At 67.9% G+C, this 15341-nt stretch carries 15 protein-coding genes and 2 pseudogenes; 9 read left to right on the top strand and 8 right to left on the bottom strand.

Translation table 11 applies throughout. The features are described 5' to 3' along the window. On the top strand, positions 1–1454 hold a 1454-nt coding region (locus RB628_RS24275; protein WP_318322633.1), incomplete at its 5' end, for a YibE/F family protein. 147 nt (positions 1455–1601) lie between these two features. Here the strand turns inward: RB628_RS24275 and RB628_RS24270 are convergent. The 4 genes from RB628_RS24270 to RB628_RS24255 form a co-directional block, all read right to left on the bottom strand. Next, on the bottom strand, positions 1602–2039 hold the full coding sequence (locus RB628_RS24270) for an SsgA family sporulation/cell division regulator (RefSeq protein ID WP_318322632.1): 438 nt from the start codon (positions 2037–2039) through the stop codon (positions 1602–1604). Between the two features lie 100 nt (positions 2040–2139). Continuing rightward, complete coding sequence (locus RB628_RS24265) at positions 2140–3024, bottom strand: IclR family transcriptional regulator (RefSeq protein ID WP_318322631.1); 885 nt, start codon at positions 3022–3024, stop codon at positions 2140–2142. 233 nt (positions 3025–3257) lie between these two features. Next, positions 3258–3470, bottom strand: a complete 213-nt coding sequence (locus RB628_RS24260) for a DUF5326 family protein (RefSeq protein ID WP_318322630.1) — start codon at positions 3468–3470, stop codon at positions 3258–3260. 171 nt (positions 3471–3641) lie between these two features. Continuing rightward, entirely contained in the window at positions 3642–3959 is a 318-nt protein-coding gene (locus RB628_RS24255; RefSeq protein WP_318322629.1) for a cupin domain-containing protein, read from the bottom strand. A 48-nt stretch (positions 3960–4007) separates the two neighbouring features. Here RB628_RS24255 and RB628_RS24250 point away from each other — a divergent pair, with 48 nt between their 5' ends. From RB628_RS24250 to RB628_RS24230, 5 genes and pseudogenes are all read left to right on the top strand, one after another. Further along, a complete protein-coding gene (locus RB628_RS24250; RefSeq protein ID WP_318322628.1) occupies positions 4008–4385 on the top strand; it encodes a phage holin family protein in 378 nt (125 codons plus the stop codon). 9 nt (positions 4386–4394) lie between these two features. Further along, positions 4395–4886 (top strand): low molecular weight protein-tyrosine-phosphatase, encoded by a 492-nt coding sequence (locus tag RB628_RS24245; protein WP_318322627.1) that lies wholly within the window; start codon positions 4395–4397, stop codon positions 4884–4886. Continuing rightward, positions 4883–6052, top strand: coding sequence for a cystathionine gamma-lyase (locus RB628_RS24240; protein WP_318322626.1), 1170 nt, complete (start codon positions 4883–4885; stop codon positions 6050–6052). The genes RB628_RS24245 and RB628_RS24240 overlap by 4 nt, the downstream gene beginning before the upstream one ends. Before the next feature lie 225 nt (positions 6053–6277). After that, positions 6278–7184, top strand: a pseudogene (locus RB628_RS24235) (LysR family transcriptional regulator). A 156-nt stretch (positions 7185–7340) separates the two neighbouring features. Beyond that, entirely contained in the window at positions 7341–7823 is a 483-nt protein-coding gene (locus tag RB628_RS24230; protein ID WP_318322625.1) for an NUDIX hydrolase, read from the top strand. A 16-nt stretch (positions 7824–7839) separates the two neighbouring features. Here RB628_RS24230 and RB628_RS24225 read toward each other — a convergent pair whose 3' ends face one another. Further along, the gene (locus RB628_RS24225; protein WP_412180715.1) at positions 7840–9555 is read right to left on the bottom strand and encodes a globin domain-containing protein; all 1716 of its coding nucleotides are present in this window, start codon (positions 9553–9555) and stop codon (positions 7840–7842) included. Between the two features lie 393 nt (positions 9556–9948). Beyond that, positions 9949–10581 carry an HAD family hydrolase gene (locus RB628_RS24220; protein ID WP_318322623.1) on the bottom strand — a complete coding sequence of 211 codons (633 nt, stop codon included), beginning with the start codon at positions 10579–10581 and terminating at the stop codon, positions 9949–9951. Between the two features lie 162 nt (positions 10582–10743). On the opposite strand from RB628_RS24220, the gene RB628_RS24215 reads away from it, so the two are divergent. Continuing rightward, the gene (locus RB628_RS24215; RefSeq protein WP_318322622.1) at positions 10744–11610 is read left to right on the top strand and encodes a GNAT family N-acetyltransferase; all 867 of its coding nucleotides are present in this window, start codon (positions 10744–10746) and stop codon (positions 11608–11610) included. Between the two features lie 347 nt (positions 11611–11957). After that, positions 11958–12410, top strand: a complete 453-nt coding sequence (locus RB628_RS24210) for a GNAT family N-acetyltransferase (RefSeq protein ID WP_318322621.1) — start codon at positions 11958–11960, stop codon at positions 12408–12410. A gap of 113 nt (positions 12411–12523) precedes the next feature. Here the strand turns inward: RB628_RS24210 and RB628_RS24205 are convergent, their stop codons facing one another. After that, a complete protein-coding gene (locus RB628_RS24205) occupies positions 12524–13909 on the bottom strand; it encodes a serine hydrolase domain-containing protein (RefSeq protein WP_318322620.1) in 1386 nt (461 codons plus the stop codon). Between the two features lie 196 nt (positions 13910–14105). Continuing rightward, positions 14106–14258: pseudogene (locus tag RB628_RS24200) on the bottom strand (IS5/IS1182 family transposase); the annotation flags it as partial. 127 nt (positions 14259–14385) lie between these two features. Between RB628_RS24200 and RB628_RS24195 the strand changes: the two are divergent. Beyond that, positions 14386–15228 (top strand): phosphotransferase, encoded by an 843-nt coding sequence (locus RB628_RS24195; RefSeq protein WP_318322619.1) that lies wholly within the window; start codon positions 14386–14388, stop codon positions 15226–15228. The last annotated feature ends 113 nt before the right edge of the window (positions 15229–15341 follow it).

Genomic DNA, 15341 nt, shown 5'->3' with positions numbered 1-15341 from the left:
GTTCTGGCGGCGAGTACGGCCACGGACCAGGTGACGGGCAGGGCGGCGGGCACGGACCCAATGACGCCCATGGACCCGACGACAACCCCGGTAACTCGCACGGCCACAGTCACAGTCATGGCCCGGCCGCCCCTGTCTCCATCCACCTTCGCAAGATCATCGGGGCGATTCTGATCCCCTTCGCCACGGCGGTCGTGATCGGGCTGGCAGTGCTGTGGCCCGGGGGTGCCCCGGGCCACGAACGCACCGGCGTCGGCTTCGACCGGCAGACGCAGGAAGCCACGGTCACCAAGGTCATCGCGGTGGACTGCGAGTCCGTCAACGCCTCGGGGGGCACCCCGACCGGCGACACGTCCACCGCCGAGGGCTCCTCGGCACAGCAGCAGGCGACCGGCGACTGCAAGAGAGCGACGATCCGGGTCGACACCGGCGGCGACAAGGGCCGTACGTTCACGGAGATCGTCCAGCCCGATCAGTCACGGCAGTTGCACGAGGGCGAGAAGGTCGTGGTGGCCTACGAGCCCTCCGCGCCGAGGGACCTCCAGTACTCGGTCACCGACGTGAACCGCAGGTTCCCCATGGCCCTGCTGGCCGGCATCTTCGCACTCGCCGTCGTGGCCGTCGGACGTATGCGCGGTGTGATGGCGCTGGTCGCACTGGCCGTCAGCTTCATGATCCTGACCTTCTTCATCCTGCCGGCGATCCTCCAGGGCTCGAATCCGCTGGTCGTGGCGGTGGTCGGAGCCAGCGCCATCATGCTGATCGCCCTCTACATGTGCCACGGCCTCTCTGCCCGTACGTCTGTGGCGGTGCTCGGCACGCTGATCTCCCTGGTGCTGATCGGCGTCCTCGGCTCGCTGTTCATCGGCTGGGCCGCGCTGACCGGCAACACGGACGACAACACAGGCCTCATCCATGGCCTGTATCCGTCCATCGACATGAGCGGCCTGCTGCTCGCAGGCGTCATCATCGGCTCGCTCGGCGTCCTCGACGACGTGACGGTGACGCAGACATCGGCAGTCTGGGAACTCCACGAGGCCAACCCGACGATGGGTTGGCGCGGGCTGTACCGGGCCGGCATCCGCATCGGCCGCGACCACATCGCGTCCGTCGTCAACACCCTCGTCCTCGCCTACGCCGGCGCCGCGTTGCCGCTGCTGCTGCTCTTCTCGATCGCGCAGAGCAGCGTCGGGACGGTCGCCAACAGCGAACTCGTCGCGGAGGAGATCGTACGGACCCTGGTCGGCTCGATCGGCCTGGTCGCGTCCGTGCCCGTGACCACGCTCCTGGCGGCCCTGATGGTCTCGGCCGACCGCCCGGGCATGGAACCGCTGACCGTAGGAGCGGCAGCAGGAGCAGGGCCCACATCAGGCACTGGCGCGAAAACAGGGGCAGGGCCGACGGCCCAGCCGGCCCCGGCCCGCGCCGGGAAGGGCCGTCGCCGCAAGCACTGACGGAAGTTCAGCGCCGGCTCCGCATCTGCACACGCAGGACGGATGTGCGCGAGGTTGCGGCTGCAAGCGAGGTACGGCTGTGTGCTTCTCCTCCCGCCAAGGAGGAGAAGCGTTACACCAACGCCTGGAGTTCCGTCGCGAATGCGTTCAGCCGGCGCTCTGTTCCTCCGCCAGAATGCGGTCCAGCGCCTCGTCGAGGTGGGCGTCGAAGTCGGCGAGGGAACGCTCCTGCCCCAGCGGTACAAGCTTGTCCGTGCGGTCGAGAAACGCCACCAACGGCGCCGCACCAGAGCGGAACAACGCCTGGTCGCCACCGACCTGAAGCCGGATCAGTACCTCGCCCAGGACATCGGTGTCTGCGGGTGAGATCCGCACATCCCCTTCCCCGCACGGCCGCCCTACACCGTCGATCAGCAGCTCGCGGCCGAAGGCCCAGGTCACAGGGGCGTCACCGGGCAAATGGAAGGTCAGCCGGACGGCATAGGGATCAAAGGTCTCGTAGCGCAGCTCCACCGGAATGCGGAAGGAGAGCTCCTCCGAGACAAGAAAGCTCATCATGACTTCTGCCTGCACCGACTCGCGCATCGCCTAACCCCGTCAGTTGCCGTGGACTGGCCTGGAATCATCCCTCTGATACTGCTCGCATCTTGCTTAAAGTACACGTTGAATCACAAGGAGTGAGTTTTCAGATACTGATAGAGATCGCGAGCGAGCCAAGCAGTCTTCCGACCTCTGTTTGCAGTTGCTGTGCCGCAACTAGCAGTCGATCGGCCTGGTGGGAAGGAAGAGAAATGGCCAATGTGGCAGCCGTGGAGCCGAGCGTGATCGGAATCGCCGCACAGACGGTGCCCAGCGCGTACTCCTGCCGCTCCACGACCAGTTCCATTCGCCTCATCCGGTCGAGGCGGCGCAGCAGCGCATGACTGTCACGCACCGTGTAGGGGGTGACCGTCTGTACGGGGTGACGGTCGAGATGGTCGCGCCGGCCCTCCTCGTCCAACTGTGAGAGCAGACACTGTCCGATGGCGTGCGCGTGCCCGGTCTCACGGAAATCCGCCCATTCCTCGACCGCCGGGTTGCCAGGCGTGTCGGAGACGCACATGACCTCGATCTCGCCGTCGCGATACACCGCGTAGTACACGGGTACGCCGATGGTGTCCCGCCAGTGTGCGAGTGCGTCCACCACCGTGCTGCGACGTTTTTGCCGCGCTCCGCTGCTACCCAGTTGCTCGGCCGCCTCCCCGAGGAAGAACAGCCCTTTCTCGCGCCGCAGATAGCCCTCGAAGACGAGCGTCCGCAGCAGGTGGTAGGCGGTCGGAAGGGCGAGCCCGGTCTCGCGAGCCAACTGCTTGGCGGGAGCACCGTGCTCGTGAGCGGCAACGGACTCCAGCAGACGCATCGCCCTCTGTACGGAACCGATGAGGGTCGCCGTGGGGTGCGGTTCGGCGGGCGGCACGTGGGCGGGTCTCTCGGTGGGCCGGACGCGAACCCCCGGGGAGGGCGGGGTCCGCTGCTCGGGCCCACGTTGTACGGGTGGAGCCTGTGGCTCCGCGGGTGCGGTGTCGACCATGGCGAGGGTCTCTCTCGAAGGCGGGGGGCTGCCCGTGCGGAGAGACACGGGAGGAGGGGGACGCCGTCCGCGGGGGCCGTCCCCGCGTCGAATTCCGGACTCTAACCGCCTGTCACCGCGCACAGACGGCCCGTACGGAAAACTTCCCTCCCCCGAGGGAACCGGTAGTTCCTGTTACCGGCGCCCGCGCCGTCCCGCCCACCGGTTCCCGTGCCCCGGTCGCCCCTCGGCGCTCACCAGTCGCTGCGCGACGCCGAACCCGTCATGAACTTCCGTACGACGTAGATGAGTCCGCCGACCAGGGCGACGAAGACCAGCGCCTTGAAGAGCAGGCCGATGACGAAGCCGACGACGGTCGCTATCAGCCCGCCGAACACGACGAGGGCGATGACCGGCACCGCGACCCACTTCACCCACCACGGCATTCCCGCGAAGATCTCTCGCATCGCCCATTCCTTACTTCTCCGCCCGTCGCATCCGCCAGGGCCCTGTGCCCTCGCTCGTGCCGGGACATTCGATGTTCCGCCTTCGATGCTAGGGCCGGAGGGAGGCCTGGCGGGGCCTCGCAGCCCTTGTCCTCCCCTGATCGATCCCTTAGGGAACCCCGAGACAGCGGGTCAGCTCTCGGGTGGAGAGAAGACCACCATGACCCGCAGATCCTCGCTGATGTGGTGGAACTTGTGGGCCACTCCGGCCGGCACGTACACGACGCTGCCGCGCGCCACCTGCGTTGTCTCCATGCCGACCGTGATCGCGGCGCGCCCGCTCACCACGAAGTACACCTCGTCCTGGCTGTGCGGCTGCTGCGGGTCGTGCTCGCCGGCGTTCAGCGCGTACAGGCCGACCGACATGTTCCGTTCGCGCAGAAACTGCAGGTAGGCACCGTCGTTGGCGGCACGTTCCGCCTCCAGTTCATCCAACCGGAATGCCTTCATCGCCCTCGCCCACGCTCGTAACCGATCTCGTCTGCCACGATCAGACACATGAAGAATTTCGTAGTCAAGACGATCGCCAACGCGGGCGCTCTCGGCGTGGCCGTGTGGGTGCTGGACAAGATCACCCTGACCGGTGACAGCACGGGCAAGAAGATCGGCACCCTGCTTGTCGTCGCGCTGCTGTTCGGCCTGGTGAACTTCCTGGTCAAGCCGCTGGTGCAGGTGCTCACCTTTCCGCTGTTCATCCTCACGCTGGGCCTGATCACCCTGGTGGTCAACGCCCTGATGCTGCTGCTCACCTCCTGGCTGGCCGACAAGTTCGACCTGAGCTTCCATGTCGACGGCTTCTGGACGGCCGTTCTGGGCGGCCTGATCATCTCGGTCGTCTCCTGGGCGCTGCACATCGTCCTGCCCGACGAGGACTGAGGACGCCCGATGCGCTACCGCGTCTGTTTCGTCTGCACCGGCAACATATGCCGCTCTCCGATGGCGGAGTCCGTCTTCCGCGCGCGCGTGGAGGAGACCGGGCTGGCCGGCCTGATCGAGGTCGACAGTGCCGGGACGGGCGGCTGGCACGAGGGCGACGGCGCCGACCCGCGCACCGTCTCCGTGCTGGAGGCAGCCGGCTACGACAGCGATCATGCGGCCCGCCGGTTCCGGGCCGCGTGGTTCGCCCGCCTCGACCTCGTGATCGCCCTCGACGCAGGCCACCTGAAGGCCCTGCGCCGCCTGGCGCCCACCGAGGAGGACGCACAGAAGGTGCGTCTGCTGCGCTCCTACGATCCGGCCGCGGGCGCTGAGCTCGACGTCCCGGACCCGTACTACGGAGGTATGAGCGGCTTCGAGGAGTGCCTTGAGATGGTGGAGGCGGCGAACGTGGGCCTGCTCGCCGCGGTACAGGCGGAAACGGAAGGACGGGCGGCATGAGTGACTCGGCTGCGTACGAGGCTTCGGGCGTACACGCGAACTCGGGCATGGGCGACGGCACGCGGGCGGTACGGGCGGGGCTGCCCGAGCCGGTCAAGCACGAACCGGCCCTCCCCGGTCCGGTGTTCGCGGCGCACTACCACCTGCCGGGCCTCCCCACCGGTCCGTACACCTACGGGCGCGACGAGAACCCCACCTGGACCCTGCTGGAGCGCGCCATCGGCGAACTGGAGGCGCCTGAGCAGGACGGCGTGGAGACGCTTGTCTTCGCCTCCGGCATGGCCGCCGTCTCTGCGGTGCTCTTCTCCCAGCTGCGCACCGGGGACACCGTCGTCATGCCCGGCGACGGTTACCAGGCGCTGCCCCTGGTGCGGGCCCAACTGGAGGCGTACGGCATCGAGGTACGCACCGCTCCGACTGGCGGAGACGCTCAGCTCGCCGTCCTCGACGGCGCGCGTCTGCTGTGGATGGAGACACCCTCGAACCCGGGCCTCGACGTGTGTGACGTACGACGGCTCGCCGAGGCGGCACACATGCGTGGCTGTCTCGTGGCCGTCGACAACACCCTGGCGACACCGCTCGGCCAGCGCCCGCTGGAGCTCGGTGCCGACTTCTCCGTGGCCAGCGGAACCAAGCAGCTCACCGGGCACGGCGATGTGCTGCTCGGTTACGTCACTGGTGCGGACGTCTCCGCGATGGCCGCAGTGCGGCGGTGGCGCAAGATCGCGGGGGCGATTCCCGGGCCCATGGAGGCCTGGCTCGCGCACCGGTCGATCGCCACGCTCCCCTTGCGTGTCGACCGGCAGGACACGAGCGCACTGATTCTCGCGGAGGCCCTGCGCAAGCGGCCCGAGGTGAGCGGGTTGCGTTATCCGGGGCTGCCCGAGGACCCCTCGTACAAGGTCGCTTCGCAGCAGATGCGGCGCTATGGATGTGTGGTTTCCTTCGCGCTGCCCACGCGTGCGCGTGCCGACCGTTTTCTCGGCGCGCTGCGGCTCGTGGACGACGCGACGAGCTTCGGCGGGGTGCGGTCCACGGCTGAGCGGCGCGGCCGGTGGGGCGGGGACGCTGTGCCGGAGGGCTTCATTCGCTTCTCGGTAGGCGCCGAAGACCCGGGGGACCTGGTGGCCGATGTGCTGCGGGCACTCGATGAGTCGGCGGACTGACCGGTCGACGCGGGAGCGGTGAGTCGCCCCGCTCCCCACAACGGCGGTCCGAGCCTCCCCCCTCGTGGCTCGGGCCGCCCCGGTTCCGCGCGAAGAACCGCCCGACCAAGGTTAGTTGACTCTCTGTCAGTGTCCAATCACCGTAGCGACAGAGGTCTATCGACTTATTTATAGTTGAGCACGGCCTGAGGACCGGAGGAAGGACAGAGCAGGGGAGGGTGTGCCATGGATCTGGCCTTACTGCGCACCTTCGTGACCGTCCACCGAGCCGGCTCCTTCACTCGTGCCGCCGCTCTGCTCGGCCTCTCGCAGCCTGCCGTCACCTCTCAGATCCCGCACCCTGGAGAGGCACCTGGGGCGCCCTCTGTTCCTGCGTCAGGCCCGTGGCGTGACCCCCACGACCATTGGCGACGAGCTCGCACACAAGACCGCGCCGCATCTCGACGCGCTCGTGGAGATCACGGAGACCGGCCTCGACGAGGACTCCTCCATACGCACGCTGCACCTTGCCGGGCCGCCGGAGTTCACCGCGGAACGCGCACTCCCCGCGCCCACTGAACTGACCGGAGACGATGGCCAGGCCTTCGCACTGCGTGTCTCTTTCGGCAACGCCGAGGAAGCCCTGGAAGGGCTGTCCGCCGGGCATCACGATCTGGCCATCAGTACGGCCCGTCCGCGCGGGTCCCTCCTCACGGCGACGGCACTCTGCGACGAGGAACACGTCCTGGTCGCCGCTCCGCGCTGGGCCACCCACTTCGGCCCCGGGAAACTGCGCCACAAGGGAGCGTCCGTCCTGGAGAACCTCCCCGTGGTGGAGGTCCACGAGTCGCTGCCCCTTGTCGCCCGCTACTGGGCCTCCGTCTTCGACTCCCGCCCGGCCGCCTCGGGCACCGTCATCGTGCCCGACCTGCGCGCGGTACTGGCCTGCGCGGCCGCGGGTGCGGGGCTGGCGGTACTGCCCCGGTATCTGTGCGCGCCCGCCCTGGAACGTGGAGAGGTGATCACTCTGCTCGATCCGGCGGTGCCCCCGTTGCGGACGTACTTCCTGGTGGTCCGCACCGGCACCCTGGCGATGCCGCACATCGCGCGAGCGCACGAGTGGCTCTTGCGCGCAGCCGAGAACTGGGACTGAGCCCCCCACAAACTCTGCAATCTTCTGCGAACCTCTGCGATGTTTCACGTGAAACAGGCATTTCAGCTCATGCGGTCCAAGGCTTTCGCTTCGTCGGGAGCGCCTCGCGGGGGGCCGAAATGTTTCACGTGGAACCAGCCGGGCCACATTTCTCCCATGACCGTCCGACCCGTGGTCAAGCGCACCGCACGCGCCATCCTGCTCGATGGCAACGACCTGATCCTCATCAAGCGGACCAAGCCGGGGGTCGATCCCTACTGGCTCACCCCGGGTGGGGGGGTCGAACCGGACGACACGACCGTCGTCGACGCCCTGCACCGTGAAGTACACGAAGAGCTGGGCGCCAAGATCACCGACGTGGTGCCCTGCTTCGTGGACACCGTCGAGCACATCGGCGCGGACGGCGGTGCAACAGGCGTGAAGGTGCAGCACTTTTTCGTCTGCCGTCTGGAGTCCATGAACCCCTCGCTGCGACACGGTCCCGAAGTCGACCAGCCCTGGGGCGAGTACGAGATCGTCCGTATCCCCTTCACCCGGGTCGGGATCGCCTCCGTTCACCTCGTACCGCTGTCCCTGCGCCACTACCTGGACGGGAACATCGAGGGCGTACGAGCGATGCACGCGCCCGACCTGGGCTGACAGCGCGCAGGCCGGATCAGCTCCCGCTGACGACCAGTTCCTCCACCGAGTCGTGGCGGATCCGCTCAGCGGGAAACCCGGCGCGCCGCAGCGCGTCCACCCCGCTGCGGATCATGCCGGGCGGGCCCGACAGATAGGCGTCGTACTCGTACCACGGCCCGTACTCCCGTACGGCGTCGGGGAGCTGGACATGCGCCTGCTGGTCGATGACAGCACGCACTGCGAGCCAGGGGTGGCTCTGCTGGAGTCGCAGCATGGTGTCGATGTCGTACAGGTCGACATCTGTACGGGCGCCGTAGAACACCTCGACCCGCCGCCGGTCACCGTGTTCGGCGACATCCTCGACCAGTGCCTTTATGGGGGCGATACCGGTTCCCCCGCCCAGGCAGAGGAGGCCGCTGTCGGTGGTGTGGTCGACCGTCATCGTGCCGGCGGGCGGGCCCAGCCGGACGATGTCGCCGGGCCGGGCACGGTGGACCAGGGCATTGGAGACCCAGCCTGCGGGCACCGCCTTCACGTGGAACGACAACAGCCCGTCGGAGCGGGGTGCCGAGGCGAAGGAGTAGTGCCGCCAGATGCGCGGCCACCATGGCGTCTCCAGACTCGTGTACTGCCCGGCCAGGAACGGGTAAGGCTGGTCGGGCCGGACGGTGATGACGGCGATGTCCGGGGTCCTGAGGTCGTGCGCAACCACCTCCCCGTGCCACCAGGCCGGGGCGCGCAGTTCGTCGACGGACGCCGCGTCGATCATCACCTGCGACATCGTCGTGTACGCCCGTACCCAGGCCGCCTCGGTCTCCTGGTCCCAGATCGCGCCGGCGTACCGGCTCAGCGAGCCGATGAGGCACTCGCCGACGGCCGGGTAGTGCTCGGGCCGCGTGCCGTACTTGCGGTGGCCACGGCCGAGGTTCTTCAGATACGCGACGAGGACCTCGGTGTTGTCGATGTGCTCGGCGGCGGTGAGCAGAGCCTTGAGGAGCCGGTCCCGCTGGGTATCCATCGCGGCCGGGAACAGTGAACGCAGTTCGGGATGACGAACGAAGAGGAGCGCGTAGAAGTACGAGGTGGCCTTGTCGGCGACAGGACCTACCTCGACCATGGTCCGCCGGATGAGCACTGCGTCCCGGGATGCCTCCTGGAAGGGCTCGGAGGGCGGGGCGGACCGTTGCACGGGCACGCGCGAGTCTGAGTGCGGCGCCGCAAGTGTGCGGGGAGCATTGGCGGTGGTGGCCGCGATCGGTGGCGGCGGAGGAGCGGTTTCTGCGAGGGGAGCGGGCTCGGGTGCGGGAGCCGACATATCGGAAACACGGGCCCCCGGAGCGAATGGTGGAGGCTTCGGGGCACCGCTTGCCGAAGGCGCGGGAGCGAAAGGCGCGGGAAGCGGCGACGCGGGAGCGGGGGGCAGGGGAGGCAAGGACGCGGGAAGCGGAGGGGGCGCCGGTGGCTCAGACCTCAACGGCGCGGGTATTCGTTCTTGTTCCGGCGGCGGCTCGGTCACAGCCGGACGGGCACCGTTGTCCGGCGAGGAGTTCGCGGCGCCGCCCGCAGCGGGCCGGCCCACAGGACGCAGCGCGGCCAGTCGGCTGCCTTCCGTCGCCCCCTGCCCGCCGCCCGGAGGCGCCTCCGGCTGCTTGCGCGGCTTGAACCAGCCGCCCCCGCCGCTGCCGCCGGAAGTGCCGTTGTCGGCCGACGCGGTGGTCGGAGCGTCCATGGTCTGCCTCGCCTCGAACATCTTTCGGTCGGTCTGCGCGCTTCCTTGGCCGGAATATGCCCGCGTTCCCTCGCTGACTGCTTACATTTCCCCGTTCGGCCCTTGTCCAATGCGGCCATATTCAACCCGGATGACGACCCTGTACGGACAAGTAGGGCCAGAGTGTGACATTGACCGCAGTACCCTCACCGCAGCGTCCCACCGTGGACGGACACCTCCACCGTGTAACCGGAAATGCGAGTCTTCGATCTTTCCATCCCGTTAGGCTGCATTGCCCTGCTCTTGCCGCAAGTGCGGGATACGCACCCCGGCGCCGACAAGAACCGGAGTCGACCATACCGGCCGTCGCCGCGCATACAAGTGCCGCCCTTCTTCACCGCGAAAGAGCAAGGGGCGAACCATCAATTCCTTCAATTACCGGGCGCCACGCACCAATTCATAGGCATCCCACAAATCCCGCCCCGCGTAGGTGTGGGTCGCGAGGTCCGCCAGATGACGGTCAGCGTTGACAGCGACAGAGACCGGTACTACCCCGAAGAGCTCCGCGTCGGAGAGCGAATCGCCGTACGCGACACAGTCGGCGCGGGTCAGGCCGAACTGCCCGCAGAGTTGGTCCGCAATCTCCACCTTGGCCGCGGGTGTCAGGATTCCGGTGGGGTCCAGCGGCTCCGCGAAAGGCACCGAGGGAAAGCGCGAGCCGTGCGCCGCGTGCGCACCCCACACCGTCAGCCGTTCGACGAAAAACGAGGGCGAGAGGGAGACGACGGCGCAGTACTCCCCTCGGTCCCTGATTTCCGCCCAGGTCTCCCTGATCCTCCGTAGCCAGGGCGCTCCCGTGAAGGCCGCGTCGACATGAGCCTCGGTCAGCTCCGCCCAGAGGAGGTGCACGCGCCTGGCATACTCGGCGGGTTCGACACGTCTGGTCACGAAGTCCCGCTCCAACTCGGCTATCTCGCGGTCGAGCCCCAGTTGCCGGGATATCTCGACTGGGGCAGCCGAGCCGTGCAGCAGCGTTCCATCGAGATCGAAGAGATGCAGTCGCGTCACGTGTGCCGAGACTAGGGCCTGTCCCCCGATGGCCGATGCCCGGCGTTTCACGTGAAACATCTGCCCACGCGCTGTACGGACGAGCACGACCTGCCCAAAAGAGCAGGCGTCCGACCGCAATCAGGTGGACGTCAGGGGCGCCGGTCGGACAACCTGACCTGCGTGCCGACTCCTTCACCCGCTGATCTGCCCATCCGCCGTCTGACACATCGCGATCTCACCGCCTGCGCCGACTTGTCCGAAGACCGGGGTTGGCCCCGCGAGGAGCACAAGTGGGGTCTTCTGCTGACGGCCGGGAACGGGTACGGCATCGACGATCCGGGCGGCGGTCTGGTCACCGCATGTGTCGTCACCGAATACGGACCATACGGAAACCCCGAGTTGGGTGCCATCGGCATGGTGTTGGTCGCCGAGCGGCATGCCCGTCAGGGCGTTGGGCGGCGACTGATGCAACACGTGGTCGCCGCAATGGCCACCACACCGTTGACACTGCACGCGACCCCGAACGGCCGCCCTCTCTACGAAGAACTCGGTTTCAAGGTCACCGGCGAGGCCGAGATGGTGAGCGGGCGCTTCACACCCCAAGGGCCGGGGCCCGAGGTCACCACGCGCGCCGCCACGGCCGCGGATCTCGCCGGCATCATCCGACTCGACGAGGAGGTGTTCGGTGCCGACCGCACTCACATCATCACCCGGTTGCCCGCCTTCGCCGACCATCTGCGCGTCGCCGAGGAGAGCGGCCGGATCATCGGATACGCGGCGGCCTGGCCCAACATGGACACCCATGTCGTCGGTCCGCTGATCGCCCGCGACACGGAGTCGGCGAAGGCACTCCTCGCCTCCCTCGCCGCCCACACAGACCGCCCGCTGCGTACGGACATCGACGTACGCCACAAGGAACTGCTGGCGTGGGTGAAGCAGCGCGGGCTGGCACCACTGAGCCTCAACGCGGTGATGACACACGGGATCTCCGAGTTGCCGGGTGACTGGACGCGGCGGTTCGCACCGCTGACAGTGGCCGCATGCTGAGGGCCTGCGGTGCGAGTTGTACACATCGGCTGTGAGCGGGCACGGCGGCGGCCTGACCGCCCGGCCGGCCCGGGGCATCGCTCACTGCCCGCTGCCCGGCATACCTCCGGTGACCTTGGCTCCGAGGACTGAGACACCAGCCGCGCCGACCGTGACACCGGGCGCACAGGCCGACACGAGAAGGCCCTCGAGGGCACCACGCGCTCAGGCCTCCCCGAAGAGGCGAGAGGCACGTCCCACCACCTACACCGCGCTTCGAGAGGCCCACGACAAGGCGGCCAGGAACCCGGCGGTGGCCGCCGGTTCGGGTCGTGGAGTCGGGGAGCCTGCCCGCATAGGCTGCGGGCATGGGAGATCTTGAGGTGCGGCCCGCGACGACGGAGGACGTTTCAGCGATCGTGGGCCTGCTCGCCGACGACCCGCTGGGCGTGCAGCGCGAAACACCGGACGACCTGACACCGTACTTGACCGCGCTGAACCGCCTGGCCGCCGACCCGAACCAGCACCTGGTCGTCGCGGTCCGCGAGGGTCACGTGGTCGGCACGCTCCAGCTCACGATCGTTCCCGGCCTGTCCCGCAGGGGCGCGACCCGGTCGATCATCGAAGGCGTACGCGTCCACGCCGACGAACGCGGCAGCGGCCTGGGCACGCAACTCATCGAGTGGGCGATCGACGCGTCACGCCGCGAGCACTGCCACCTGGTTCAGCTGACCTCGGACGTGACCCGTACAGACGCCCGCCGTTTCTACCAGCGGCTCGGTTTCACGCCTTCGCATGTGGGCTTCAAGCTCGAGCTCTGAACAACCCGGTGGCCGATCCCGTCAGTCGGCGATGCGGTCGCGCACCAGTCCGCTTTTCACAGAAGAAGCGTCATGTTTCACGTGAAACATGACGCTTCCCCTCGGGCTGCCGCCTATCCGATCCCGCGCCACCCTTCCGGATCCACCCCACCCGGCACAGAAGCCTCCTCGTCGTACGGCTGACGCACGAAGACGAACGACCCGAGGTCCAGGTGGTCCACCGCTCCGTTCGGCCGCCGTACGGCCCGCAGAAGCTCTCCGGCGAAGTAACCGTCGAGGCCCGTCCAGGTGCCGTCACCGTTAGCCCTGAAGCGCGAACGGCGTCCGCCGCCGGTCAAGGGGCCCAGTGAGATGCCCCCATCGGCCGACAGCCGCAGCGCGTAAGGCGCGGTCCCCCAATACCACTGCCCCGTCAACTCCAGTACGGACCTGTCGACGTCGGGCAGCGGGCGCCACGGCTCGGGGATCCGCGGCTCTGCCTCCGCGACGATCCTTACGAGGTCGGCGGCAACCGCCGACACCGGCGGGCCGGAGGTGCAGTTGGCAAGGACGACAGCCGCGAGGTCATCCGCCCCGCTGATGGTGAGGCTCGCCAGGAAACCGGGCAGCGATCCGCCGTGTCCCACCAGCATCCGCCCATCCCGGTACTGCACCTGCATACCGAGGCCGTACGCCGAACCTGCGGCCAGATCTTCCGGCTCGGGCGGAGCAGCCGGCGTACTCATCTCCGCGACGGATGCCGCGCTCAGCACCCGGTCGTCTCCCCTGGCGAGGAAAACGGCGAAGCGCGCCAAATCTCCTGAGGTGGACCAGAGTTGACCGGCCGGCGCCATCCGCCCGAGGTCCTCGGTCGGCTCCGGCAGCAGAACGTCGGCCCAGGGATGGACCGCCCAGCCGCCCGCGTGCGGTGCCTGCGGCTTCCCGCTGGTCCGCTCCAGACCCAGGGGGTCGAGCACCTCACTCCGCAGCACGTCCTCCCACGAAGCACCGCGCAACTCCTCGACCAGCGCACCGAGGACGCTGTAGCCAGGATTCGAATAGTGGTGACGCCGACCCACGGGATGCAGGAACGGCCGTTCCCCGAGCACGTCGGCCAACTCGGGCCGCAGCGTTCCAGGTGTCCGCTCCCACCAGGGCGCGGGTGACTCGGCCGCCAGCCCGCCGGTGTGCGCAAGCAGTTCGGCGATGGTTGCCTCCCCCGCACCGGTACCCGACAGATGCTTCTCCAGCGGATCGACGAGATCGAGAAGCCCTTCGTCGCGCAGCCGCATCACCAGTACGGCGGTGAAGGTCTTGGTGATCGAGCCGATCCGGTACTGGACGTTCGCATCGGGCGCATGGCCGTCCACCGAGCTCCTCGCCCCCGTCCACACCGTCTCCCCGCCCCGAACCACCGCCGCGACCAACGACGGCGCCCGCCCTTCGCTCTGGGCAACAGCGATCCGATGCAGCAACGCCCGCCGCGTACCGGGAAGAAGCTCATCCTGAGGTGTCGTCATAAGGCAAGTTCATCGGTCGTCCTGCGCTGCGTCGAGCGCATTTCCCCTCTGCCATGGACCTGTAGGTTCCCATTACCTGATTCAGCGTCAGCTCTTGTGACCTGCGGCTTTGCGCACCGCTCCAACATCGTGTCAGTGCCGGATTCCCATGGTGCGTGTCATTTTCCTCGGCGCACGAACCCAAAGGCGTCTGCGTGCGGGCGCCGGGCGCATGTTGGTGAGCGCGGACGATGGTGGAGTCGACCGAGATGTCCCAGTCGATCTCATCTGCCGCGTCGGCACCGGCCTGGGCCCGCTGGAGCAGAAGCTCCCACGTTCCGTCCGCGGACAAAAAATCCCACGGCCTGTGCAGGTCCTGCTTTGCGATGCTTATCGCCGGGTCCGGGTCTGGGCTCCGAATGATGTTCACGAAGACGTCGGGGGCGTCGCTGTTGTCCCCAGACGTGTATGCGTACTCAACGATGAGGGAGAACGGTATGGAGCCGTTAGAACTCCGCCGAGCAGTTGCGGCAGGACGGGCAACCGCTTCGGAGCTGGGCCTTCAGGTCGACGATGCCATCGTCATCCACAACTCGGACCGCGTCGCGCTGCGACTGGTCCCTTGCGATGTTCTCGCTCGGGTCGCCCCTTCGGGGCATCTGGCTGGTTCCGAGTTCGAAGTGGAGGTTGCTCACCGTCTCGCCGACGTCGACGCACCGGTGGCTGAGCTCGATCCTCGGGTCGAGCCCCGGGTCTATGTGCGTGACGCCTTCGCCATCTCGCTCTGGACCTACTACGAACCTGTGGGATCAGAGATCGCGCCGACCGACTATGCAGACGTGCTCAGGCGGCACCATGCCACCCTGCGCCAGATCGATCTGGACGCACCGCATTTCACCGATCGAGTCGCCGCGGCGCTGAGAGAGGTGAACGACCGGGAGCAGTCCCCCGAGCTACCTGATTCTGACCGGGAACTCCTCAGCAACACACTCAGTGGGCTGAGCGCCGCGATCAGCATCGACAAGACCGGCGACCAGCTGTTGCACGGCGAGCCGCATCCGGGCAACCTCCTCAACACGAGGAGAGGGCCGCTTTTCGTAGACCTCGCCACGTGCTGCCGTGGGCCGGTCGAGTTCGACCTCGCCCATGCCCCCGAAGAAGTGGGAGAGCACTATGCGGGGGCTGACCACGACCTGATTCAGCGGTGCCGAGCCCTGAACTGGGCGATGTTCTCGGCCTGGCGCTGGCGCCGAGACGACCAAATGCCCGACCGGGGCCACTGGAGAGTGGAGGGACTCAACCGGGTTCGTGCTGCACTCGATCGCTGCGCACTGGGCTGAACTGGAGGAAAAGGGCTGCTGGGTCCCGATCCGCAGCACCGTGTGCGGCGAACCGGCACGGTGCTGCGGATGAACTCGGCCAGCTTGAGAGGACATCTCCGCCTCTCGCCCCG

The organism is Streptomyces sp. ADMS, from assembly GCF_033441795.1.
In the GTDB taxonomy this organism is placed as follows: Bacteria; Actinomycetota; Actinomycetes; order Streptomycetales; family Streptomycetaceae; genus Streptomyces.
This window is presented reverse-complemented; position numbering and strand designations above follow the sequence as displayed.

Coding starts and splice junctions, on each gene's coding strand:
- RB628_RS24260 (WP_318322630.1), bottom strand. CDS start 3,470: ATGCGAGAGATCTTCGCGGGAATGCCGTGGTGGGTGAAGTGGGTCGCG.
- RB628_RS24240 (WP_318322626.1), top strand. CDS start 4,883: ATGAGTGACTCGGCTGCGTACGAGGCTTCGGGCGTACACGCGAACTCG.
- RB628_RS24270 (WP_318322632.1), bottom strand. CDS start 2,039: ATGCGCGAGTCGGTGCAGGCAGAAGTCATGATGAGCTTTCTTGTCTCG.
- RB628_RS24265 (WP_318322631.1), bottom strand. CDS start 3,024: ATGGTCGACACCGCACCCGCGGAGCCACAGGCTCCACCCGTACAACGT.
- RB628_RS24210 (WP_318322621.1), top strand. CDS start 11,958: ATGGGAGATCTTGAGGTGCGGCCCGCGACGACGGAGGACGTTTCAGCG.
- RB628_RS24205 (WP_318322620.1), bottom strand. CDS start 13,909: ATGACGACACCTCAGGATGAGCTTCTTCCCGGTACGCGGCGGGCGTTG.
- RB628_RS24225 (WP_412180715.1), bottom strand. CDS start 9,555: ATGTTCGAGGCGAGGCAGACCATGGACGCTCCGACCACCGCGTCGGCC.
- RB628_RS24195 (WP_318322619.1), top strand. CDS start 14,386: ATGGAGCCGTTAGAACTCCGCCGAGCAGTTGCGGCAGGACGGGCAACC.
- RB628_RS24250 (WP_318322628.1), top strand. CDS start 4,008: ATGAAGAATTTCGTAGTCAAGACGATCGCCAACGCGGGCGCTCTCGGC.
- RB628_RS24230 (WP_318322625.1), top strand. CDS start 7,341: ATGACCGTCCGACCCGTGGTCAAGCGCACCGCACGCGCCATCCTGCTC.
- RB628_RS24255 (WP_318322629.1), bottom strand. CDS start 3,959: ATGAAGGCATTCCGGTTGGATGAACTGGAGGCGGAACGTGCCGCCAAC.
- RB628_RS24245 (WP_318322627.1), top strand. CDS start 4,395: ATGCGCTACCGCGTCTGTTTCGTCTGCACCGGCAACATATGCCGCTCT.